Consider the following 21,057-nt stretch of genomic DNA (forward strand, 5'->3'; position numbering starts at 1 on the left):
AAATTGAGTTTACTGTGACCCGGGTGACATCCAAGCCGGACAAAGATAACGACCCGCAGCAATTGCCGCTGGCGCTTGAAATGCGTCCGGCGTTGGGGCGCGATGATTTCATGGTGGCCGATTGCAACAGCGAAGCGGTGGCGTGGATCGACCAATGGCCGAAATGGCCAGCCCCGGCCTTGTGCCTGTATGGGCCAAAGGGATGCGGGAAAAGTCATCTGGCGGAAGTGTGGCGGGCGCGATCCGGTGCGTTGCAGGTCGCAGCATCGGACTTGAACGGGATCAATCCAGATGAGCTTCTCGGCGATGCCACCGGTCTTGTGATCGAGGATGCGGACCTTGTGGCCGGCGCGGGCCTTGATGAAACCGTCTGTTTCCATATTTACAATATGCTGAAGGAACGCGGTGGGCATTTGTTGTTGACCGCAAGCCAGCCGCCATCGCGCTGGCACATTGATTTACCCGATCTGAAATCACGGCTCGGCGCAGCCCTGGTGTGCGAGATTTCCCCGCCGGATGATGATTTGATTGTCGGATTACTGATCAAGCTGTTTGCCGACCGGCAGATCCCCGCCAGCCCGCAAATCATCAGTTACGTTTTGCCAAGGATCGAACGGTCCTTTGCGGCGTTAAGTCAATTGGTGGCGGCCATTGATCGTCGGGCACTGGCCGAAAAGCGGGCGGTGACCTTGCCGCTGGTGCGCAGTGTCATGGATGACATGGCCACGAAATCGTAACATCGAAACGAATTTCGTAAGCCGATCAGGTTGTTACAGGTTATCATCACCACCACCTAACAGATTGCATTCAATAACCGGAAGCTGCATGTGAGCCCGCAACGCGTAAAAGCAAAACCGTCGCTTAAGAGCCAGACCGATACCCTGATTTCCGATGGACATGTTTTGGGGTGGCGGGAATGGATCGGCCTTCCTGATCTTGGCGTGCCGTTGATCAAGGCCAAGGTTGATACCGGGGCCCGAACATCATCGCTGCATGCGCTTAATCCAAAGAAAGTCGTGCGTGACGGGCAGGATTTTGTATCATTTACCCTGCCGCATTATCGCGGGGACGGGCATGGGCGGATCGATTGTCTGGCACCGCTGATTGAAATGCGCGAGATTCGCTCTTCGAACGGAAGTGCCGAAGAACGGTTTGTGATTGCCACCCATATCCAGGTTGGGCATCACAAATTGAAAGTTGAAGTATCGCTGGCAAACCGGTCAATCATGGGCTTTCCCATGCTTTTGGGCCGCACAGCGATGAAAGCAGGAAGATTTTTGGTGCTGCCATCGAAATCTTATCTTGCAGGGAAGCCGGAACAGAGATAGACGCGCAGAAGAACGACCCATTGCCGGAACAAGATCCCGACAGGGTCGTTTTACTTTCTGACAATTCCGCATTCGCCAGCCACCGGTATTATACCGGTCGCACTTCGTTTTGCCGACCTTGGGGGACATCTTATGAAAATCGCGATGCTTGCACGCAATCCAAACCTTTACTCCCACAAACGGTTGGTCGAGGCGGCCGAAGCACGCGGGCATGAGTTGGACATCATCAATACCCTGCGGGTGTCGATGAACATCACGTCGCTGAAACCGGAAATCTATTACGGCGGTGACAAGCTTACCGGTTATGACGCGGTGATCCCGCGTATCGGTGTGTCGGTGACCCAGTTCGGTCTGGCAGTACTGCGCCAGTTTGAAATGATGGGCGTCTATCCGTTAAACGAGTCTGTTGCCATTGGCCGATCGCGCGACAAGTTGCGTTCGCTGCAGATCCTGGCACGCCGCGGTATTGGTCTGCCGGTGACAGCCTTTGCCCATGACCCGAAAAAGACTGATGAAGTTCTGTCGATTGTTGGTGGTGCGCCGGTGGTGATCAAGCTTCTGGAAGGCACACAGGGCATCGGTGTGGTTCTGGGCGAAACCGAAAAATCCGCCAAATCCGTGATCGAGGCGTTCCGTGGCGCCAATGTTGCGATCATGGTGCAGGAATTCATCAAGGAAGCCGGCAACAGCGATATCCGTTGCTTTGTGATTGGTGGCAAGGTGGTTGCCAGCATGGAACGCAAAGGGGCTGAGGGCGATTTCCGGTCCAACATCCATCGTGGTGGTTCGTCGCGTGCGATCCGCATCACGCCGCAGGAACGCTCAACCGCCGTTGAAGCCGCCAAGGCGATGGGGCTTAATGTTTGTGGTGTTGATATCCTGCGATCCAATCACGGGCCGGTGGTGATGGAGGTGAACTCCTCACCGGGACTGGAAGGCATCGAGAATGCGACGGGCAAGGACATTGCCGGCATGATCATTGAATTCATGGAAAAAGATTTCAAACCCGGTAAGGTGCGGACCAAAGGCAAGGGATAAGAACAAGGGATACCACAATGAGCGAAACCGGATCACCGAAGGGGAAAGGCAAAGCGCCCAGAACCCCCAAGAACCCTGATTTTGAAATCGCTGGGAAAAAGGTTGCTCCGGGCACGCGCCAGATTGTTGATATCCCGATCTCGCTTTTGTCCAACCACACGCCGGTCAATCTGACGGTCAATGTCGTGCATGGCAAACGACCGGGGCCAGTGATTTTCGTCAGTGGTGCTGTCCATGGCGACGAGATTGTCGGGGTGGAGGTTATCCGCCGCGTTTTGAAATCAACCGCATTGCGCGGCATGCGTGGAACGTTGCTTGCCGTGCCCGTGGTCAATGCGTTCGGGTTCCTTAACAACACCCGCTATCTTCCTGACCGGCGCGATTTGAATCGCTGCTTCCCGGGGCATTCGCGTGGATCCCTGGCCGCACAGCTGGCCCATTTGTTTTTGCATGAAATTGTCGAGAGATCTGATTTCGGTATCGATCTGCATTCGGCGGCGGTTCACAGGGTTAACTTGCCGCAGATCCGGGTCAATGAAGATGACCCGAATATCATGGAATATGCCGAGGCGTTTGGTGCGCCGATCATCCTGACCAGTCCGCTGCGCGACGGATCGCTTCGCGAAGCCGCACGCGAGCTTGGCGTGCCGATCCTGCTGTTTGAGGCGGGCGAGGGGCTTCGTTTTGATGAAATGTCGATCCGTGCAGGGGTGTCGGGCGTTTTGCGCGTGATGCGCAAACTGGGCATGACATCGCAGCGCACCGTGCGCGAACCGCGCGTGCCATCATTCAAATCCTCCAACAGCCATTGGCTGCGCGCACCGGCGGGCGGCATTTTGCGGACCTTCAAACTGGCCGGGGAGTTTGTCCGGGCCGGGGATGTGGCCGCGGCGGTATCCGATCCGTTCGGGCAACGTGACGAAGAAGTCATCGTGCGCGAGGAAGGTTTGATTATTGGGCGGACCAACCACCCGATTGTCAATCAGGGGGACGCGCTGTTTCATATCGCGTCGATCAAGCGGCCGTCGGAAGTCCAGGAACGCATGGACGCCATCGAAACCCATCTGCAATCCGATCCGCTTCTGGATGAGGACGAGATTATCTAATCTCTGGAGAGCCTTGGGGCATATGTTGCCCGAATACGGCGAAGATCAGCCCTGCATCGAAGCCACTGGCGAATTGTGGCAGGCAATGCTATAGCAGTCGGCATGGAACCAATTACAACTACAGAAGAACTTCGCAGTCTTTGTGAAAGATTGCGCAAGTTCGAATATGTCACTGTCGATACCGAATTCATGCGGGACTCGACCTATTGGCCGCAACTGTGTCTGGTGCAGCTGGCAAGTCCGGAGCCGTCCGATAACGGGGCTGCGGTCGATCCGCTTGCCGAGGGCATTGACCTGACGCCGCTGTTCGAACTGATGCAGGACGAGGCGGTGGTCAAGGTGTTTCACGCTGCCCGCCAGGATATCGAGATTTTCGTCCATCTGTCGGGCAAGGTCCCCCATCCGGTATTTGACACCCAGGTGGCGGCGATGGTGCTGGGCTATGGTGATCAGGTCGGCTATGAGACGCTGGTCAACAAGGTGGCGCGCAAGAGCATTGATAAATCGATGCGCTTTACCGATTGGTCGCGTCGTCCGCTTTCGACCAAACAGATCAGTTACGCGCTTTCGGATGTGACCCATCTGCGCGTGATCTACGAAGCGTTTCATGAACGCCTTGAGGCCAATGGTCGTGCGGTCTGGCTGTTTGAGGAAATGGAACGCCTGACCGATCCGTCGATCTATTCGATTGATCCGGCCGAGGCATGGAAGCGGCTTAAAACCCGATCCAACAGCCCGAAATTCCTTGCGGTGGCGCGCGCGCTTGGCGAATGGCGTGAGACTGAAGCACAGCGCAAGAACCTGCCGCGCAACCGGGTTTTGCGCGATGATACCTTGCTTGATATCGCTGCCCGTCAGCCGATGACCGACAAGGATTTGGATAAAACCCGTGGCGTTGGCCGAAACTTTGGCACCTCCAAACCGGGGCAGGCGATTATCGAGGCGATCAAGGCAGCCCTTGATAGCCCGCAAGATCAGTGGCCGAAGCCAAAGGAACGCATCGAACTGCCAGCCGGGATTGGCCCGACGGTCGAGTTGCTGAAGGTGTTGCTTAAACTCTGTGCCGAAGAAAAGGGCGTTGCCCAGCGCCTGGTGGCATCAAGCGACGATCTTCAGAACATCGCGGCTGATGACAATGCAGACGTTCCGGCCATGCGTGGCTGGCGGCGCGAGCTTTTCGGGCAATACGCGCTGCGTCTCAAGCACGGCCAGCTTGGCCTTAAGCTTAAAGACGGCGAAGTGGTCTTTGTCGAGCTTGATAAATAGCCAAGCATACTGCCTTCGAAACTGACGAAAAAGAAACGGGCCTTTGGCCCGTTTTTCTTTGTTGTAAAACCCTAAAACTGATCTATTTAGGATGGTGCAGCAAGTTGATGGTGGAGCCGTTTCGACGCATGGAAAGGCTCTAGCATGAGATTAATCGGGATTGTAGCGTTACTTGGGACGCTGGCATTGGGGGCATGCTCAAGTTCTGGGACAGATGATTACAAAAGGTTGTTGGAGAATCCGCCCAAAACCTATGAAACAGTTTCCGAGGCGGTAAAAAGCGAGCCGAGCTTTTTTGTCGAGGCCGATGACTGGAAGACATTCGGGGTTCGCATTACCGATCCTGCACTTTCGCAGGGAGGCAGCCTGAATAACTTCAAGGTCGGTCGAACCACACTGGATGCCGATCAGAAATACTGGATCCATGTCAGTTCGCTTTGCTACGAATGCTTGGGCTTTCGCAAGAAAGTGATGCCGTTTAACGCTTACCTGTTTGACCCTGATTATGAACAGATCGAGACGATCAAAGGCGATATTCAGGGTATGGGCGGTGGTGGCGGGATCATTTTTGTCCCGACCAAAGCGGGTGACTACTATGTTTTGGTTGCCGCAGACAATTCCAGAATTGCAGAGAAATTTGCCGGTCAGATTGATTTGACGACTTCTGGCGTTAAGGGGCTTGAAGCCATGGATGGTGGTGGCCTAATGGGGTATCCTGTCTATCCCAGTCCGGAAGGCAGCATGATGTTAAACGTGCGCACGCTCGTTGAAGAGTAATCCCTGCGCCAAAGGCGGACTGTGGCGTAGATATCAAACGGGGCCCGACGGCCCCGTTTTTGTTTTTGAACCGGTTTGACCAAACGATCAGGCGGGCAGGGCGGTATCAAGCAGGGCGGTTGCCATGGTTTTGGCGATCCGGGCCGATTCGGGCATGCCGCGCACCTGGGCTGTGACAATTGCCCCTTCCTTGAGAAGGGCGAGTTGTTGGGCGAGTTGTGCGGGGTCTTTTGCACCGGCCTTTGTGCACAGATCGGCAATATGTTCGAGCACGCAGCGTTTGTGTTCGGCGGCGATCTGGTGGGCCGGGTGATCAAGTTTGGCGAACTCGCTTGAAGCGTTGATGAACGCGCAGCCGGAAAAGCCCATGCCCTTGAAGGCGCGGCCATGAAACCATTCTTCGAGCGCATCAAACATCGCAAGCAACTGATCGCGCGGATTGGTTGATGCCTTTTGCATTTCAGCGGTCAGCCAGTCACGGAATTGTTCATCGCGGCGCGTAAGGGCGGCCAGGATCAGTTCATCCTTGGACTTGAAGTGTTTGTACATCGTCATTTTGGCGACGCCGGACTCGGCCAGAATCTTGTCGATTCCGGTGGCGTTGAAGCCCTGTGTATAGAAAAGTCGCAGGGCCGTATCGACGAGAACGTCGCGTTTAGACTTCAATTTTCTTACTCCAATAGTCAGACCTGTCTGTATTCTTGTGGCGGGAAAGCCGCAGAATTGCAAGCGTTTCAGATGCAGGAACGGTCATTCCAAAAATATATTTGACATGTAGACAGACCTGTCTGTATACATGTTTTCAACACTGATCAACCCGAACTTGTTTAGGAGAGTTTCAATGACCCGTATTTCCCTGCCTGCTTCGATCGATGCTGCACCGGAAGCTTCCCAGCCGCTTCTTGAAGGTGTGAACAAGATGCTTGGTTCGGTTCCGAACCTGTTTCGCCTGACGGCAAACAGTCCGGCCGCCCTTGAGGGCTATCTTGGTTTGAATGGGGCGCTTGCCAAAGGTGCGCTCGATCCGCAGACCCGCGAACGCATTGCCCTTGCGGTGGCACAGCTTAATGGCTGTGACTATTGCCTGTCGGCGCATACTTATCTGGGCAAAAACATCGCCAAACTTGATGACGCCGAGATTGCGGCAAACCGCAATGGCACGTCGAGCGATCAGAAGGCGGATGCGGCTGTGCGCTTTGCCGTCGCTTTGGTCAAAAACCGTGGCCAGGTGAGTGAAGGTGACGTCAGTGCCGCCAAACTTGCCGGTTACAGCGAGGCGGAACTGGTCGAGATCGTGGCCCATGTCGCGCTCAATACCCTGACCAATTACCTCAACGAAGCCTTTGATACCCCGATTGATTTCCCGGTGGTGAATGCCTCTGCTGCCTAAGGCAGGGTTCACTTCCGGCAACTCCCCCGGTCGGCATTCCCCCCTCCGCATGTTGCTGCGCGCCGACCGGGGTCCCTTTATCGACCAAACACCAAAGGATCAGATTGATGTCACGGCCTCCTCTTCCGCCTTTTAACGTCGAAACCGCCAAACAGAAGGTCCGTATGGCCGAGGATGGCTGGAACGGCCGCGATCCCGAGAAGGTGTCGCTGGCCTATACGCCAGACAGCCGTTGGCGGAACCGCGCCGAGATTTTCGAGGGTCGGGAAAACATCGTTGAATTCCTGACCCGCAAATGGGCCAAGGAGCTGGAGTACCGTTTGATCAAGGAACTCTGGGCGTTTCACGAAAACCGCATCGCTGTGCGCTTTGCCTATGAGTATCGCGACGACAGCGGCAACTGGTTTCGGGCCTATGGCAACGAGAACTGGGAATTTGATGAAGACGGCCTGATGCGCCATCGCGTGGCATCAATCAATGACAAGCCGATTTCGGCTGAAGACCGGCTGTTCCATTGGCCGCTTGGCCGCCGTCCGGATGATCATCCGGGGCTGTCAGACCTGGGGCTTTAGTCCCGATAACCCCGCCATGTTCCGGTTCCGGCAATGGACAGGAAAGTTCGGCGGAAACGCGTTCTACTTGGGGCCTTACCCCTGGCAGGCAAGATGGTGCGTCCCCGGTGCTGTCTTGCCTGTACCCCCGCCCCCCGCATAGGAGCCTGAACATGATTATCAAATATATCGCTTTTTCGATTACCTCGACGGCTGTGCTTTTTGTCTCTTCTCTGCTGACCTTTACCCCCTGAAGGTCAGGGACCGTTTGGTCCGTTTCTGATGCCTCCCTGAAAACTTGCCGGGCCCCTTTCGGGGCCCGTTTTTTGTCAGATGAAAAGCACCTTTTCGGGGGCTTGATGTGATGAGAGGCGTTGAGGGCCTAGAACATTGTGTTGTTATTTGCCGATGTCGCCGGAACCGGCTGAACGACATCCCAATGTTCGATAACCTTGCCGTTGTCATCAAAGCGGAAAATGTCCATCACAGCGCTTTCGCCCTGCGCGGAGGTTGACCGGACATGCAGCACGACCAGATCATCCTCGGCGACGGTGCGGACGATATCAGCATGGATAGAGGGATCTGACGCCAGCCAGCCAGAGATGGCACTACGGAAACCTTCGATGCCATCGGCGGCAAACGGGTTATGCTGAATATACTCGTCGCCGATATATTTCGTGATCGCGCCGTCCACGTCCTTTTCGTTAAAGACCATTTCATAGAAGGCGACGGCGTTTGCGGTGTTGCGATCCTCAATCTCACCGGCATGAGCCGGTTGGATGGTGGCAAGGAAGGTTGCGAGTACGGGGATGAGAAGTCCTGATTTAAAGCGGTTCATTTCAGAGCCTTTGCGATGAAGTCTTCAACTGATTGTGGCTTGCGCCCGACAACCTTTTCGAAATCGTTGCTTACGGTTTCGTAGTCGCCTTTCTTCGCCCCTACATAGAGACCGGCAAGGGCTTCGATCAGGTGATCGGGCAGGCCGAGGCCACTCAGGATGCCGGTGTGGACCTCTGCAGGCAGGTCGACGAATTTGACCGGCTTGCCGGTGGCGTTCGCGATGTAGCCGGCGATTTCGGCGTGCGTCACGCCCTTGGTCCCGGTCAGGTCATAGATCTTGTTGACGTGGTCAGACGGCTTGGCAAGAACCACGGCGGCGGCCTCTGCCAGGTCATTGCGCGGGATGTAGGTGATTTTGGCATCACCGGCCGGGGCGCCAAAATCGCCGGTTTCAAGCGCATGTGGCACACCGGCCAGCAGAAGATCGGCATAGAAGCTGTTGCGCAAAATGGTGAAGGCGAGGCCGCTTTGGCGGATGTAATTTTCGGTATCAAGGTGAATGGCCGAATAGGTGAAATCGGCATCCGCCTTGGGATCGACAATGCCGGTATAGACGATGTGTTTGACACCTGCGGCCTTGGCGGCATCGACGGCGGTGCGGTGTTGCTTGATGCGGGTGGCGTTGTCGTCCTCGGCCGAGATGATGAGGGCGGTGTCAATGCCGGCGAACGCCTTGGTCATCAGGGCAAGGTCATTGAAATCGCCCGCGCGGACATCAATGCCCTTGGCGCGCAGGTCTGCGGCCTTTTCCGGCTTGCGCACACTGACGTCGATGTCACTTGCCGGGATGCGATCAAGCAGATGTTTGACAACAAGGCTTCCGAGTTGGCCGGTGGCACCGGTGATGAGGATGGTCATGTCAGTTTCTCCGATAAGGGTTCAGGCATCGCCTGTTCATGGGAGAAATCTGGACCCAATAATGCATATGATCAATTCGATGGGTATGATAATACTTATGTATGAAAATCGATGAATTGGATCTTGATTATCGCCTGCTTCGGCTGTTCCTGACGATTTATGACGAGGGATCGGTGACAGCCGCCGCGCACCGCCTTGATGTCGGGCAGCCGACGGTCAGTCACGGGCTGGATCGGTTGCGCCAGATTATTGGCGACCCGTTGTTTGTCCGGTCAGGCAGATCGGTTGCGCCAACCGCCCATGCCGATGAAATCGCGCCGCAGGTGCGTGGGTTGTTGCAGGGCCTGCGCGGCCTGACCCGTGTGGTGGCGTTTGATCCGAATAACCCGGATCATGGTGCCCGCTTTGTGCTTGGTGCCAATGATCACGAGGTGGCGGTGATCTTGCCGGCCCTGATGAAGCGGTTACAAAAATGTTCTGCTGATGTGCGGCTTCAGGTCGTATCGGTGCCGGGGGTAGACCGCATGGTCAAATGGCTGCGCGATGGCACGATTGATCATGCGATCACGATTGATCAATCGGGGAAGCATGGCGATATCGCGCGCCAGGGCCTGTTTCGTGAACGGATGCGGTGCTTTTATGATCCGGCATTTCACGACGGGCCACCCGATACGCTGGACCTGTATTGTGCAGCCAGTCATGCGCGCGTGATGATCGGGGCCAATGACAGTTCGGAAATTGATGACATCCTGCGTGGCCTTGGCCGATCACGCCGCACAGTATTACAGGTGCCGACCTTTGCCAGTGTCGCCAACCTCATCCGCGGCACTGACATCATCGCCACCCTGCCATCGCGCCTGGCAGGCTCCATGATGCAGGATTTTGGCCAGTTCGATCTGCCGCTTGAATTCCGGGAATATGGCTTTGCCCAATACTGGCACGTCCGCAACGCCGCCAATGCCGCACATAAATGGCTTCGAAGCGAGATTTTCCGGGCGTCGCGCGGGTTGGGGTAGGGAGGCGCTTGAAAAAGCCCGAATCAAGCCGGGTGGGATCGCCACCATTCAATGCAGTTTTGAAGTGCCGCTTGGAGATCAAATTCGCGTCTGAATCCAACCGTTTCGGTAAGCGTTGAGGTATCCGCAACCAGATAGGGCGGGTCATCAGGGCGGTCTGGAATGCTGCCCGCTGCGATGGTGCCACGGCCAATGAGGCTTTTGATGGTTTCGGCTACCTCAAGCAGGCTGTGGCCTTCGCCGGATGCGATATTGATCAGGCCCGTGAAGGGATGATCGATCAGCTTGGCAAAGGCGGCACCGGCATCGGCGACATGCATGAAATCGCGGATTTGTTTGCCGGAACTCATTTTGGCGGCTTCACCAGCCAGAAGGGCGCGTGTGATGGCCGGAACAAACCGTGCGGGGGCCTCTTTCGGGCCGCACAGCAGGAACAGGCGTCCCCAGGCGATGGAGGCACCCTTGGCGTTCAGGTCCAGACAATGCTGGGCAAGCTTGTGCTTTTCCTGACCATAGATTGTGTGCGGATTGCAGGTTGCATCCTCAGTCAGTTTCTGACCCGCCGCAATGCCTTGCCAGTCATATTCGGCACAGCTTCCGGCGAGCACGGCACGCTTGCCGCCTTGATCATGGAAACGATCAAGAAGATCGATACTGGCTTCGCGCCAATCGGGATTATCCGGCGCGTTCCAAAAATGACCGTGCGTGGTCTGCCAGGCCAGGTGGATCAGGCCGTCGGGACGTTCGGATGCGATCAGGTGTTTGCGAAAACTGGCATCCAGCAGGTCACCCGCGATATGCCGCCCGGGCAGATCGCCAGCTTGTAGGGCAGAGCGCCCGCAGGTGATGACATCATGGCCAGCCGAGATCAGTTTTTGGCAGGCATAGGGGCCGATCAGGCCGTTGGCGCCGGTGACGAGGACCTTCATTTTGACGGCTCGTAATCTGGGTAGTTGGCATCGCGGTCATTAATGATCGCAGGCTTTTCTGGCCATTCGATGTCAAAAGTGGGATCGTTCCAGCGCACGCCCGATGCGAGATCGGGCACGAAGGGGGCGCCCATCAGATAGAGGACCTCGGTATTGGGTTCAAGCGTCATAAAACCATGTGCGCAGCCTGCCGGGATGATCAGGGAATTGCGGTTAGCTGCCGACAATTTGGCACCGACCCATTTGCAATAGGTCGGTGAGCTTGGGCGGAGGTCAATGACAACATCAAAGATCGCACCGGAAATGCAGCGCACGATCTTTGGGTCACCAACCGGGACGGCCTGATAATGCATGCCGCGCAGCGTGCCCGCGTGATGGTTAAAGGACAGATTTGCCTGATCGATATCGAATTCATGGCCGTTAGAGGCAAGTTCCTGCTTGCAGAAGGAGCGCGCGAAAAAGCCGCGATCATCGCTGTGCTTTTCAAGCTCGATCAGGTCGACGCCTTTTATGTCTGTCGCGACAAATTTCATCCGATCACTTCGACCTTGGGGATGGCAACCATGAACTGTCCGCCCCAATCCTTGACATGCGCCATGTCTTTCATGATTTCGGTCGACAGGTTCCAGGGCAGGATCAGGACATAATTCGGCTTGGCGACCTTGAGGTGGTCGGGGGCGTGGACCGGGATGTGGCTTCCGGGCAGGAGCGTGTTTTGCTTGTGCGGGTTGGCATCAACCACAAAATCAATCAGATTTGTGCCAATGTCGCAGTAGTTCAACAGCGTGTTGCCCTTGGCGGCCGCGCCATAACCGGCGACGGTTTTACCCTCTGTCTTGGCCGATTTCAGGAACGCCAAAAGGTCGTCACGGATCTTGCGGCATTTGGCGTCAAAGCCCTCGTAGCAGGCAAGGGTCGCAATGCCAGCATCAGCCTCTTTGGCGCGAAGGGCTGCAAGGCGGTCAGTCTCGGGCCGGGTGCCGATGGTTTTCTGGGCCCAGACGCGCAAGCTGCCGCCATGGGTTGGGAGTTCTTCAACATCAAAGACCTTAAGGCCATTTTGCTCAAAACATTTCTCGACCGCGTAAAGCGACAGGTAGGAGAAATGTTCGTGGTAAATGGTGTCGAACTGGGTCTTTTCCAGAAGGTTCAGAAGATGCGGGAATTCAAAGGTTGATACCCCGTCATCGGCTAGAACAGTGGCAAAGCCTGAAACGAAATCGTTGATATCGGGCACGTGGGCCAGAACGTTGTTTGCGGCGGTCAGGTTCGCGTGGCCGTGTTCGGCGACGACCTTTTCGGCCGTTTCCTTGCCAAAGAAGGCCACCAGGCTTTTAACACCTTTTTTCTCGGCTTCCTTGGCAATGTTGGCAGCCGGTTCAACGCCCAGAACCGGGATTGATTTGGCAACAAAATGCTGCAGCAAATAGCCATCGTTGGATGCCACTTCGACCACGAAAGAGTCTTTGCCAAGATCAAGCCGTTCTGCTGCTGCTTCGCAGTATTTGCGGGCATGCTCGACCCAGCTTGAGGAGTAGCTTGAGAAATAGGCGTAATGACTGAAGATGTCAGACGGCGGGACAACGTCATCGACCTGCACCAGGAAACAGTTCCCGCACACACGCGCATGCAGCGGATAGCGTGGATCGTTTTGATCAGCTCGATCCATCGGCACATAGGAGTTGGCAAGCGCACTCAGGCCAAGATCAACGAGAGTGTGTTTCAGGTCGGTTCCGCAGGCGCGGCAGGTTGGCGTTGTCATTTCGTATCCATCATCACATCAGGCGGGGCGATCTGGAGCCCCGGGATTTAGCGCATTTCAGCCGTGATCGGGTTTGGCTTACCAAACTTTCCACGGTGCTTTGCCTTCTGACCACAAGTTTTCAAGCATATGCCTTTCGCGAAGTGTATCCATCGGTTGCCAGAAACCATCGTGACGCCACGCAGAAAGTTCACCCTGATCAGACAGGTTGCGCAGCGGTTCTGCTTCCCAGACGGTTTTGTCTTCGGCAATTTCGTTGAGCACGGATTTTTCGCAGACGAAGAAGCCAGCATTGATGCGAGCACCATCGCCAAGCGGCTTCTCCTGAAAAGAGGTGACGCGATCGCCATCAAGGACCGTCGCACCGAAGCGGCCCGGAGGTGAGACCACCGTCATGGTTGCCTTGCGGCCCTGTTTTTTGTGGAAGTCGATACTGGCGGTGATATCAACATTGCCGAGCCCGTCGCCGTAGGTCAGGCAGAAGGGCGCATTATCATCAAGATGGTCAACGACACGCTTGATACGGCCGCCTGTCATGCTGTTCAGGCCGGTATCGACCAGCGTTATTTTCCAGGGTTCTGCATTGGCATTGTGGTATTCGAGCTGATTGGTCGCCATATCAATGGTGACGTCGGCATGATGCAGGAAGTAGTTGGCGAAATATTCCTTGATCACATAGCCCTTGTAGCCAAGGCAGATCACGAATTCATTCACCCCGTGTGCCGCGTAAATCTTCATCAGGTGCCACAGGATCGGCTTGCCACCAATTTCGACCATCGGCTTTGGTCTGACCGATGTTTCTTCACTCAGTCGGCTGCCATATCCGCCTGCAAGAATTACTGCCTTCATTTGAAAAGAATTCCACTCACTCAGGGTTTGCTTTCAGAGGCCTTAACGCTGTGTCGCGCGCGGCTGTTTTGAGGCCCGCAGACCGATCAACGCGCCAAGCGAGCCAAAAAATCTTGCAAGATCACGCCAGCCCTTTTTGCGTTGCAGGGTGATCCCATACAAGAGGGCCTTCCAGCCAAATCGCACAGTGTGTTTCAGACCAAGACATATCGCCGCCAAACGGCCCTTATATTTGCGTTCAAAGTATATGCGTGACCATGCAAGGTGCCAGAACTTTTCCCAGTAATAAGCACGGTTGGGGCGAACTGACCCCCCATTGAGATGCATGACAACTGAATCAGCAACAAGGATCATGCCATGCCCGGCACGGAGCATGCGTGCGCACATGTCGTCATCGTCGAAATAAAGAAAAATTTCCGGATCATAGAAACCAACCTGACGCATGACGTCCATGCGGACCAGATTGACCGCGCCGGATAGGAATTCGACGCAGAGCGGCCCTTCGGGCACGCAATCATAGGCAAGTCGGCCATAATCGCGACGTTTCCAGAGTTCGACATCATGGCTGGGTTCGATATCGCCGTTGCCATCCTTATGCAGTGGGCCGAACATCGCAGCATCTGGGTATTGGTCCGCGGCGGCGACAAGTGCGTCAATGGCATCACCGGTCATCAAAGAGTCCGGATTGGCCAGCAGGGCAAATTCGGTTTCGACAATCTCAAGACCCTGACTCGCAGCGGTTCCATAGCCAAGGCCAACGCGATTGCGGATGATTTTGGCATCCGGGCGCAAATTGGTGACGATATCAAGCGTATCGTCCTCGGAAGCGTTATCGATGACAATCAGTGGCAGGTCGGCAGGAAGCGATTTCAACAGCCCGCCAATAACGAGCCCCCCGTTATGGGTGATCGTGATAACTGTTGTTCTCGTCGTCATTTATTTTTCCTGCAGAAAATCCATGTCCCGTGTGGGGCTGAACATACTCAATCCGAACATAATGTCCAACGACAGATTCCGGCCAAGTTGAAAATAATCGTGGGCATTCCCGCGCCTTAAAAAGCTCAGAAGTTTTAGTGCGCTTATAAGGGTGTTTGCTGTTTTGCTGTTGAAAGCATTTCCGCGAGGATTTAGAAAATGCGGCAGGAAAAATATTGCTTGTTCGCTTTGCGGATGCGGGTGGTTGTGCCGCAAAACGAACTCCTTAACACGCATATCAACAGAAAGACTTTTTATGAAAGTATTATTGACCGGTTATCAGGGCTATGTCGGAAGTGTCATGTCCGGGTATCTCAAGTCCCGCGGCCATTCTGTCATCGGTCTTGATACAGGCTATTTCAATGGTCTCGACCTTTGGACGCCGCCATCCGTGGATGAAGTCAGAACCGTTGATATGCGAAATGTGCAGGAAAAGGATATCGAAGGCGTTGAAGCCATCATTCATCTGGCTGCGCTCAGCAATGACCCGCTGGGTGATTTTGCGCCGGAGTTGACTGACGATATCAATTTCAAGGCAACCATGAAATTGGCCGAGATAGCCAAGAAGCATGGCATCAAACGTTTTGTGTTTGCGTCTTCTTGTTCGCTTTACGGTGCTGCTGATGTTTCAAAGCCGGTCGATGAAACATCGCCAACGCTTCCTCTGACGCCTTATGCGAAAAGCAAAATTGATTGTGAAAACGCCTTGCTTGCGATGAAAGACGAGAACTTCGAGCCAGTCTTCATGCGCAATGCGACGTGTTATGGTGACTCCCCGCGTATTCGTATTGATGTTGTCCTGAATAACCTGACAGCCCGTGCGATTGTTTCTGGAGAGGTGAAGCTTTTGTCTGATGGATCTGCATGGCGCCCGCTTTTGCATGTCGAAGACATGAGCGCGAGTTTTGAAGCAGTTCTGACCGCACCAGCCAACCTTGTGAGTGGGGAAGCCTTTAACGTTGGCACCAACGAGCAGAATTATCAGGTTATTGATATTGCCAGAACCGTTCAGAAAGTCGTTCCGGGTTGTGATCTGACTTATTCCGATGACGCGCAGGCGGATGCACGCAGCTACCGCGTGTCATTTGACAAGCTTCATAGTGTGCTTCCGAATATCGGTTTCAAATGGAATGCAGAAAAGGGGGCTGCGCAGGTTGCTGAGCGCCTGAAAGCGGAAAAAGCGAAAGCAGAAGACCTGTTTGGTAGAAAGCACATTCGTCTTGAGCAGCTTAAGTATCTGGTGGAAAACCAGAACGTGAACGCGGATCTTTTCTGGAACGCTTAAACCGTAAGAGTCGACGAACCAGTCCGCTTATAGCGGGCTGATTCTTATGCCTCCGACCCAACGAACGCCGGTAAAGTTATCGAGGAAATTACGTTTGCCGGTCAGGGTTTCGTGGCCGGTGTTGGTGAGTGTGATGGTGCGTTCGGCCCAGTTGGTTTTGGGCGCGGCGGGCGTCAGGGTGAATAGCGGGTCTTGGCAGTCCATCATCCATTGGATTTCTGACCAGAACATCAGATCGCCGAGATAGGGCAGCGGATCAACGCTTTGCATCAGGTGGCCAAAGACCTTGCCGACGGGGAGCGGGCTGTAGTCTTTGATGATTTGCAGGGTGAGTTTTTGGGTCAGGCTCAGGCCAGTTTGCGGATCGGGCAGTTCGGCGAGGTGGCGTTTGACGGCCTCTGGCATGTGGGGCAGGGGTGCATTGCCGGGTTCCGCAAGCGTTTTGAGGTCTTTCGGGGTGTCTTGGCGGACTGCCTTCCAGACTTTGCTGCCAAATGTCATCATGTCGCTGTTAAGTGGCGTGCGTTGAGTGTTCCAGCACCAGATCAGACCATCGAGGGAGAGTTGACCAAGGCCGATGAAGCGTTCGATGGTTTCGGATGCGGGCGCGTGATTGACAGAGATGACGTCGATATTGGTTTCGGGCTGGATGGTGGCGATGGCATCCATCAGGAAGGCCAGGATCAGCTGATCGTAGCTGTCATGTTCGAACCAGAGCACGACATGGTCATACTGCCCAAGGCGACCCAGCGCATCATATTCTCGCCTGAGGCGTTCAAGTGCTGCATCACTTGGCAGGTCGTAAGCACCGGCAATAAAGGCCGCACGGGTTTCGATGAAGGCATCGCGTGGCAGATCGGGCACCGGGCCCTGACAAAACGGATCGGAGAATTCCAGAAAATCGCCGATGAAGCCTGCCTGCTTGAGGCCATCGCGGATATCGGATCCGCAACGGACATGCAGCGTGGCTTGGGTGTCGAGCGGTTTCATTATTCGCCCGGGATCGGGACGCCTGAGCTCGCCCGAAGGGCACTCAGCAATGAGAGCATGTTGTCGGGCACATCGGATGCGGCGATTTTGGCATTGGCCGGATCGTCGTCCGGATTGGCAAACAAGGGCGCAATGTCGCCAAGGCGGGCAGACCGCAGTGCAATCAGAAGGTCAATCAGTGATTTCTCATCATCGCGGGCCGCTGCGCGAAGCTTTTCAATGTCGTCGTCGGTATCTGGCAGAACGGTTATTTCCTGACAAAGCGTTTGAAACGACATGTGCGCCAGTGCACCCACGATGTCACGCGCGGTGTGATCGGATGGCTGTTTGGTGTCGGTCATGACACGGCACTCCTGATCAGAAAAGAGATCGTTGATGGTGCCGGTTTTGGTGTGGGGCGTCAATAAAATGCGCGGTCTGATTGTGCGCGTTTGGGCGCTATTCGGCGAGGCGGACAACACTTTCGCGGTTCATCAGCTTGGCCAGTTTCGACAGGCGCTGTTCGACGACTTCGCCGTACAGGGCCGATGCCTGCTTTTCGAATTGCAAGATCAGCTTGCCTTCTTCGAGCAGCAATTGCGTTTGCGGCAGGATGCCTTCGACCCCGCCAGACAGCGTATGACCCAAGCGAATGACATGGCCAAACAAACGGCCCGTCAGGCGGTCCTCGTCGCTGAGGATGCGGTCGCTGGCTTCGTCGCCCTTGAAATTGCCGGTATAGCGCGAGCCGATGGTGTAGGCGAGGAACACCCGGTCATGGTGATTAAGGTCGATATAGGGATGACGCAGAATGCGGTTATAGCTTTGCTCTGCGCGGTAATCGGGATGTTCGTTCCAGCCGATATCCCCGATGATGCAGGCCGCCAAACGCAGCCGTTCGATATTGACCGGCAGTTCCGAGAAGATCGGCGCGCACCATTGCGCGACTTCTTCGCCGTGCTGATGGAAACGTTCGCCGTCTTCAGCAAAGCTAAAGCAGGCTTCAAGCACCGGGTCGCGTTGACGCAGATCTTCGGGCAGGACTTCATACATCCAGCCTTCGCGAAGCCCATGGCCGGAAAAGACAACTTCCTTTGGCTTCATGCGGGTCATCAGCATGTTCATGACAAGCGATGCATGCGGCAGGCTGTCGATACGGCGTTTGGACACACCGCCGATCTTTTCAAGCGATACCCGGCTTTGCTGGGAAATGATGTGGGTCAGTTCGGCCATTTCCGACTGCGGCATGGCAAGATTATGCACCACCGAAATCGGATAGTTTTCCTGGGCAATGAACAGCTTGGCGATTGAGCGCCAGGAACCGCCAACGGCATAAAGCTGTTGGCCTTTGCCCTCAGCCAGCCAATCGACCGTATCAAGGTGCTGATTGATTTCAGCCGTCAGGCGGGCCCGGTCAGAGCCAAACACCGTATGCAGGCGCATCGCACCCAAAGGCAGGCTGACACGTTTTTTGATCTCGCCCTGATCAAGTAAAACCAGTTCCAGCGATCCGCCGCCGATATCGCCCATGATGCCCGATGCCATCGGATCACCGGATATGATGCCAAGGGCCGACAGGCGGGCTTCTTCAAGGCCGTCAATCACCTTGACCGTCAGGCCGGTTTCCGATGCCACGCGATCACAGAATTCCTTGCCGTCGCTGGCAGCGCGCACAGCAGCGGTTGCGAGCACATCGACATGGGTGACTTTCATCGCACGCAACAGTTTCGCAAAGCGGTGCATGGCGACCACGGCAAGCTCCACCCCCTCCGGGTTAAGCTTGCCGGTGTTTTCCGGGTCACGGCCAAGGCCGCACATGACCTTTTCATTGAAGATCGGCATCGGTGCGCGGGTCATGCCATCAAAAATGACAAGCCGCACAGAGTTGGAGCCAACATCTATGATCGCGATGCGGTTGGAAGCCCGTTGGTCAGTCAGCATAAGATGTTGGCACCTGTTGGTCGTCTTTAGTCGTCAAGCTGTAGCACGGGAACATTCGGGTCGGCTTGATCCAGCGCACTTCCGCGGCCCGAAAGTGACGGGTTGGTCATGAAATATTTGTGCGACGAGAATGCATTTTCACCTGCCTCGCAGCGTTCATAGGAGCCGTCCGGCTGCAGATGCCATGCCTGTGCAGTGTCTTTCAGGTTGGCGATCATGATCTGTTCAACAATCTGTTGCTGACAGGTCGGATTTTCAACCGGAACCAGGGTTTCAACACGGCGGTTCAGGTTACGCGGCATCCAGTCGGCCGAGGAGATAAACGCCTTGGCCTTGCGCGAGGGGAGTTTTGCCCCGTTGGCAAAGACAACAATGCGCGAATGTTCAAGGAACCGGCCGACGATCGATTTGACGCGGATATTTTCCGAAAGGCCCGGAACCCCCGGACGCAGGCAGCAAATGCCGCGCACGATCAATTCGATATGAACGCCGACCTGACTTGCGCGATAAAGCGCATCGATCACCACCGGATCGACCAGGCTGTTCATCTTGGCCCAGATGCCAGATGGCTTGCCGGCCTTGCAGTTCTCGATCTCCTGATCGATGTGGGTGAGCAGGGTCGGGCGCAGGGTATGCGGTGCAATCGCGATTTTTTCAAGCGAGCGCGGGGTGGCATAGCCGGTCATGAAATTAAAGATGCTGGCCGCATCACGCCCGAGTGCCGGATCGCACGAGAAGAACGAGATGTCGGTATAGAATTTGGCAGTGATCGGGTGATAGTTGCCGGTCCCGAAGTGGGTATAGGTCTTAAGGCCGTGAGTTTCACGGCGGACCACCAGCGACACCTTGGCGTGCGTTTTCCAATCAAGGAAGCCGTAGACCACCTGACAGCCCGCACGTTCAAGGTCAGCCGCCCAGCGCAGGTTGGCTTCTTCGTCAAAGCGGGCCTTGAGTTCGACCATGGCGGTAACGGATTTGCCAGCCTCGGCCGCGGCAATCAGGGCCTTGACGATCGGGCTGTTTTCCGAGGTGCGATACAGCGTCTGTTTGATGGTGACCACATCGGGGTCACGGGCGGCCTGAAGCAGGAACTGCACCACCACGTCGAAATCTTCGAACGGGTGATGAACCACCAGATCCTTTTTGCTGATCGCGGCAAAGCAATCGCCGCCAAAGTCACGCACCCGTTCCGGATAACGTGCGGCATAGGGCGAAAACAGCAAGTCATGATGCAGATCGGAATCGATCAGCTGTTTGACATCAACAACGCCGAGCAGGCCATCGACCTTAACGACTTCTTCGAGCGCGACATCAAGTTCATCGATGACAAAATCAAGCAGGTCTTCGGGCATCGCCGCGTTGACCTTGAGGCGGATGATGCTGCCGCGACGGCGACGTTTCAGTGCGGTTTTGAAAACGCGCACCAGATCTTCGGCTTCTTCTTCGATTTCAACGTCCGAGTCCCGGATGACGCGGAAGAAACCGTGTTCGATCATATCAAAGCCCGGGAACAGCTTGCCAAGATACAGCAAGATCGCCTGTTCGACCGGAAGATAACGTTCATTGCGGCCCGGCAGGCGCAGGAACCGGCCGATTTTTTGCGGTACCGGAATAAGCCCGCGCATGTTGTGCCCGTCTGCTGGATCAAACAGCTGCATGACGATGGCAAAGCCAAGGTTGGGGATGAACGGGAAGGGGTGCGACGGATCGATGGCAAGCGGCGTCAGCGTCGGGAAGATTTCGCGCGTGAAATAGCCATCAAGCCATTTGCGGTCGGTCTGGGTCAGGTCGCCCTGATCAATGACCGAGATGCCCTGTTTTTCCATCTCGCTGCTGAGCTGGCGCCAGACGCGTTGCTGGTCCTGCATCAACTGGTTGGCATCAAAGGTAATGGCGCGCAGCTGTTCGGACGGGCTCATGCCATCCTGACTGACCTTGGTCATGCCAGCCCGGACCTGACCAACGAGGCCGGCGACGCGGACCATATAGAATTCATCAAGGTTGCTGGCCGAAATCGACAGGAAACGCAGTCTTTCAAGCAGCGGGTGGCCGGTATTCTGGGCCTCTTCAAGAACGCGATTGTTGAATGCCAGCCACGATAATTCGCGGTTAATGAAGCGGCTTTCCGAATCAATGGTGATCGCGCTTGACTGAACTGCAGCGGCGTGTGTCACGCT

22 protein-coding genes are annotated in these 21,057 nt (G+C 55.5%); 10 read left to right on the plus strand and 12 right to left on the minus strand.

The genetic code is table 11. The features are described 5' to 3' along the window. Positions 1-14 precede the first annotated feature (14 nt). From TH4_RS07575 to TH4_RS07600, 6 genes are all read left to right on the plus strand, one after another. On the plus strand, positions 15-737 hold the full coding sequence (locus TH4_RS07575) for an HdaA/DnaA family protein (RefSeq protein ID WP_083997013.1): 723 nt from the start codon (positions 15-17) through the stop codon (positions 735-737). 90 nt (positions 738-827) lie between these two features. Beyond that, positions 828-1,328 (plus strand): ATP-dependent zinc protease family protein, encoded by a 501-nt coding sequence (locus TH4_RS07580; protein WP_083997014.1) that lies wholly within the window; start codon positions 828-830, stop codon positions 1,326-1,328. Between the two features lie 132 nt (positions 1,329-1,460). Next, positions 1,461-2,366, plus strand: coding sequence for a 30S ribosomal protein S6--L-glutamate ligase (gene rimK / locus TH4_RS07585; RefSeq protein WP_064780554.1), 906 nt, complete (start codon positions 1,461-1,463; stop codon positions 2,364-2,366). Between the two features lie 17 nt (positions 2,367-2,383). Continuing rightward, the gene (locus tag TH4_RS07590; protein ID WP_082923579.1) at positions 2,384-3,472 is read left to right on the plus strand and encodes a succinylglutamate desuccinylase/aspartoacylase family protein; all 1,089 of its coding nucleotides are present in this window, start codon (positions 2,384-2,386) and stop codon (positions 3,470-3,472) included. Positions 3,473-3,574: 102 nt separating this feature from the next. Next, the gene (gene rnd / locus TH4_RS07595; protein WP_064780555.1) at positions 3,575-4,738 is read left to right on the plus strand and encodes a ribonuclease D; all 1,164 of its coding nucleotides are present in this window, start codon (positions 3,575-3,577) and stop codon (positions 4,736-4,738) included. A 144-nt stretch (positions 4,739-4,882) separates the two neighbouring features. Next, positions 4,883-5,515 carry a hypothetical protein gene (locus tag TH4_RS07600; RefSeq protein ID WP_157097720.1) on the plus strand — a complete coding sequence of 211 codons (633 nt, stop codon included), beginning with the start codon at positions 4,883-4,885 and terminating at the stop codon, positions 5,513-5,515. Between the two features lie 87 nt (positions 5,516-5,602). Here the strand turns inward: TH4_RS07600 and TH4_RS07605 are convergent, their stop codons facing one another. Next, positions 5,603-6,181, minus strand: coding sequence for a TetR/AcrR family transcriptional regulator (locus TH4_RS07605; protein ID WP_064780557.1), 579 nt, complete (start codon positions 6,179-6,181; stop codon positions 5,603-5,605). A gap of 175 nt (positions 6,182-6,356) precedes the next feature. Here TH4_RS07605 and TH4_RS07610 point away from each other — a divergent pair, with 175 nt between their 5' ends. Both TH4_RS07610 and TH4_RS07615 read left to right on the plus strand, forming a co-directional pair. Continuing rightward, positions 6,357-6,905, plus strand: coding sequence for a carboxymuconolactone decarboxylase family protein (locus tag TH4_RS07610; RefSeq protein ID WP_064780558.1), 549 nt, complete (start codon positions 6,357-6,359; stop codon positions 6,903-6,905). A gap of 107 nt (positions 6,906-7,012) precedes the next feature. Then, positions 7,013-7,477 carry a nuclear transport factor 2 family protein gene (locus TH4_RS07615; RefSeq protein ID WP_064780559.1) on the plus strand — a complete coding sequence of 155 codons (465 nt, stop codon included), beginning with the start codon at positions 7,013-7,015 and terminating at the stop codon, positions 7,475-7,477. A 361-nt stretch (positions 7,478-7,838) separates the two neighbouring features. Here the strand turns inward: TH4_RS07615 and TH4_RS07620 are convergent, their stop codons facing one another. Then, positions 7,839-8,294, minus strand: a complete 456-nt coding sequence (locus tag TH4_RS07620) for a nuclear transport factor 2 family protein (RefSeq protein WP_064780560.1) — start codon at positions 8,292-8,294, stop codon at positions 7,839-7,841. Beyond that, entirely contained in the window at positions 8,291-9,154 is an 864-nt protein-coding gene (locus tag TH4_RS07625; protein ID WP_064780561.1) for an SDR family oxidoreductase, read from the minus strand. Before TH4_RS07625 ends, TH4_RS07620 begins: the two co-directional genes overlap by 4 nt. 101 nt (positions 9,155-9,255) lie before the next feature. Between TH4_RS07625 and TH4_RS07630 the strand changes: the two genes are divergently transcribed. Beyond that, the gene (locus TH4_RS07630) at positions 9,256-10,170 is read left to right on the plus strand and encodes a LysR family transcriptional regulator (protein WP_064780562.1); all 915 of its coding nucleotides are present in this window, start codon (positions 9,256-9,258) and stop codon (positions 10,168-10,170) included. A gap of 23 nt (positions 10,171-10,193) precedes the next feature. On the opposite strand, the gene TH4_RS07635 is transcribed toward TH4_RS07630, so the two are convergent. The 5 genes from TH4_RS07635 to TH4_RS07655 form a co-directional block, all read right to left on the minus strand. Continuing rightward, positions 10,194-11,099, minus strand: a complete 906-nt coding sequence (locus tag TH4_RS07635) for an NAD-dependent epimerase/dehydratase family protein (protein ID WP_064780563.1) — start codon at positions 11,097-11,099, stop codon at positions 10,194-10,196. Beyond that, entirely contained in the window at positions 11,096-11,632 is a 537-nt protein-coding gene (gene rfbC, locus TH4_RS07640; RefSeq protein WP_064780564.1) for a dTDP-4-dehydrorhamnose 3,5-epimerase, read from the minus strand. The genes TH4_RS07635 and rfbC overlap by 4 nt, the downstream gene beginning before the upstream one ends. Further along, the gene (locus TH4_RS07645) at positions 11,629-12,861 is read right to left on the minus strand and encodes a class I SAM-dependent methyltransferase (protein ID WP_064780565.1); all 1,233 of its coding nucleotides are present in this window, start codon (positions 12,859-12,861) and stop codon (positions 11,629-11,631) included. The genes rfbC and TH4_RS07645 overlap by 4 nt, the downstream gene beginning before the upstream one ends. Before the next feature lie 78 nt (positions 12,862-12,939). Beyond that, entirely contained in the window at positions 12,940-13,710 is a 771-nt protein-coding gene (gene rfbF, locus TH4_RS07650; RefSeq protein WP_064780566.1) for a glucose-1-phosphate cytidylyltransferase, read from the minus strand. A 42-nt stretch (positions 13,711-13,752) separates the two neighbouring features. Continuing rightward, positions 13,753-14,646 (minus strand): glycosyltransferase family 2 protein, encoded by an 894-nt coding sequence (locus tag TH4_RS07655; protein ID WP_064780567.1) that lies wholly within the window; start codon positions 14,644-14,646, stop codon positions 13,753-13,755. Between the two features lie 163 nt (positions 14,647-14,809). Between TH4_RS07655 and TH4_RS07665 the strand changes: the two genes are divergently transcribed. Then, positions 14,810-15,970 carry an NAD-dependent epimerase/dehydratase family protein gene (locus TH4_RS07665; RefSeq protein WP_157097721.1) on the plus strand — a complete coding sequence of 387 codons (1,161 nt, stop codon included), beginning with the start codon at positions 14,810-14,812 and terminating at the stop codon, positions 15,968-15,970. Positions 15,971-15,997: 27 nt separating this feature from the next. Here TH4_RS07665 and TH4_RS07670 read toward each other — a convergent pair whose 3' ends face one another. The 4 genes from TH4_RS07670 to TH4_RS07685 form a co-directional block, all read right to left on the minus strand. Beyond that, the gene (locus TH4_RS07670) at positions 15,998-16,960 is read right to left on the minus strand and encodes a DUF1835 domain-containing protein (protein WP_064780570.1); all 963 of its coding nucleotides are present in this window, start codon (positions 16,958-16,960) and stop codon (positions 15,998-16,000) included. After that, positions 16,960-17,301 carry a hypothetical protein gene (locus TH4_RS20860; RefSeq protein WP_245227782.1) on the minus strand — a complete coding sequence of 114 codons (342 nt, stop codon included), beginning with the start codon at positions 17,299-17,301 and terminating at the stop codon, positions 16,960-16,962. The genes TH4_RS07670 and TH4_RS20860 overlap by 1 nt, the downstream gene beginning before the upstream one ends. A 97-nt stretch (positions 17,302-17,398) precedes the next feature. Further along, positions 17,399-18,880, minus strand: a complete 1,482-nt coding sequence (gene ppx / locus TH4_RS07680; protein WP_064780572.1) for an exopolyphosphatase — start codon at positions 18,878-18,880, stop codon at positions 17,399-17,401. A gap of 26 nt (positions 18,881-18,906) precedes the next feature. Further along, positions 18,907-21,054, minus strand: coding sequence for an RNA degradosome polyphosphate kinase (locus tag TH4_RS07685; RefSeq protein ID WP_008891271.1), 2,148 nt, complete (start codon positions 21,052-21,054; stop codon positions 18,907-18,909). Positions 21,055-21,057: the final 3 nt, after the last annotated feature.

Origin of the sequence: Thalassospira tepidiphila MCCC 1A03514, assembly GCF_001662875.1 — a bacterium.
GTDB lineage: Bacteria > Pseudomonadota > Alphaproteobacteria > Rhodospirillales > Thalassospiraceae > Thalassospira > Thalassospira tepidiphila.

Excerpts from the sequence above, each read along its gene's own strand:
- rnd (WP_064780555.1), top strand. The coding sequence starts at position 3,575 with ATGGAACCAATTACAACTACAGAAGAACTTCGCAGTCTTTGTGAAAGA.
- rfbF (WP_064780566.1), bottom strand. The coding sequence starts at position 13,710 with ATGAAGGCAGTAATTCTTGCAGGCGGATATGGCAGCCGACTGAGTGAA.
- TH4_RS20860 (WP_245227782.1), bottom strand. The coding sequence starts at position 17,301 with ATGACCGACACCAAACAGCCATCCGATCACACCGCGCGTGACATCGTG.
- TH4_RS07600 (WP_157097720.1), top strand. The coding sequence starts at position 4,883 with ATGAGATTAATCGGGATTGTAGCGTTACTTGGGACGCTGGCATTGGGG.
- TH4_RS07670 (WP_064780570.1), bottom strand. The coding sequence starts at position 16,960 with ATGAAACCGCTCGACACCCAAGCCACGCTGCATGTCCGTTGCGGATCC.
- TH4_RS07615 (WP_064780559.1), top strand. The coding sequence starts at position 7,013 with ATGTCACGGCCTCCTCTTCCGCCTTTTAACGTCGAAACCGCCAAACAG.
- TH4_RS07635 (WP_064780563.1), bottom strand. The coding sequence starts at position 11,099 with ATGAAGGTCCTCGTCACCGGCGCCAACGGCCTGATCGGCCCCTATGCC.
- TH4_RS07645 (WP_064780565.1), bottom strand. The coding sequence starts at position 12,861 with ATGACAACGCCAACCTGCCGCGCCTGCGGAACCGACCTGAAACACACT.
- TH4_RS07630 (WP_064780562.1), top strand. The coding sequence starts at position 9,256 with ATGAAAATCGATGAATTGGATCTTGATTATCGCCTGCTTCGGCTGTTC.
- rimK (WP_064780554.1), top strand. The coding sequence starts at position 1,461 with ATGAAAATCGCGATGCTTGCACGCAATCCAAACCTTTACTCCCACAAA.
- TH4_RS07655 (WP_064780567.1), bottom strand. The coding sequence starts at position 14,646 with ATGACGACGAGAACAACAGTTATCACGATCACCCATAACGGGGGGCTC.
- ppx (WP_064780572.1), bottom strand. The coding sequence starts at position 18,880 with ATGCTGACTGACCAACGGGCTTCCAACCGCATCGCGATCATAGATGTT.
- TH4_RS07625 (WP_064780561.1), bottom strand. The coding sequence starts at position 9,154 with ATGACCATCCTCATCACCGGTGCCACCGGCCAACTCGGAAGCCTTGTT.
- rfbC (WP_064780564.1), bottom strand. The coding sequence starts at position 11,632 with ATGAAATTTGTCGCGACAGACATAAAAGGCGTCGACCTGATCGAGCTT.
- TH4_RS07610 (WP_064780558.1), top strand. The coding sequence starts at position 6,357 with ATGACCCGTATTTCCCTGCCTGCTTCGATCGATGCTGCACCGGAAGCT.
- TH4_RS07590 (WP_082923579.1), top strand. The coding sequence starts at position 2,384 with ATGAGCGAAACCGGATCACCGAAGGGGAAAGGCAAAGCGCCCAGAACC.
- TH4_RS07620 (WP_064780560.1), bottom strand. The coding sequence starts at position 8,294 with ATGAACCGCTTTAAATCAGGACTTCTCATCCCCGTACTCGCAACCTTC.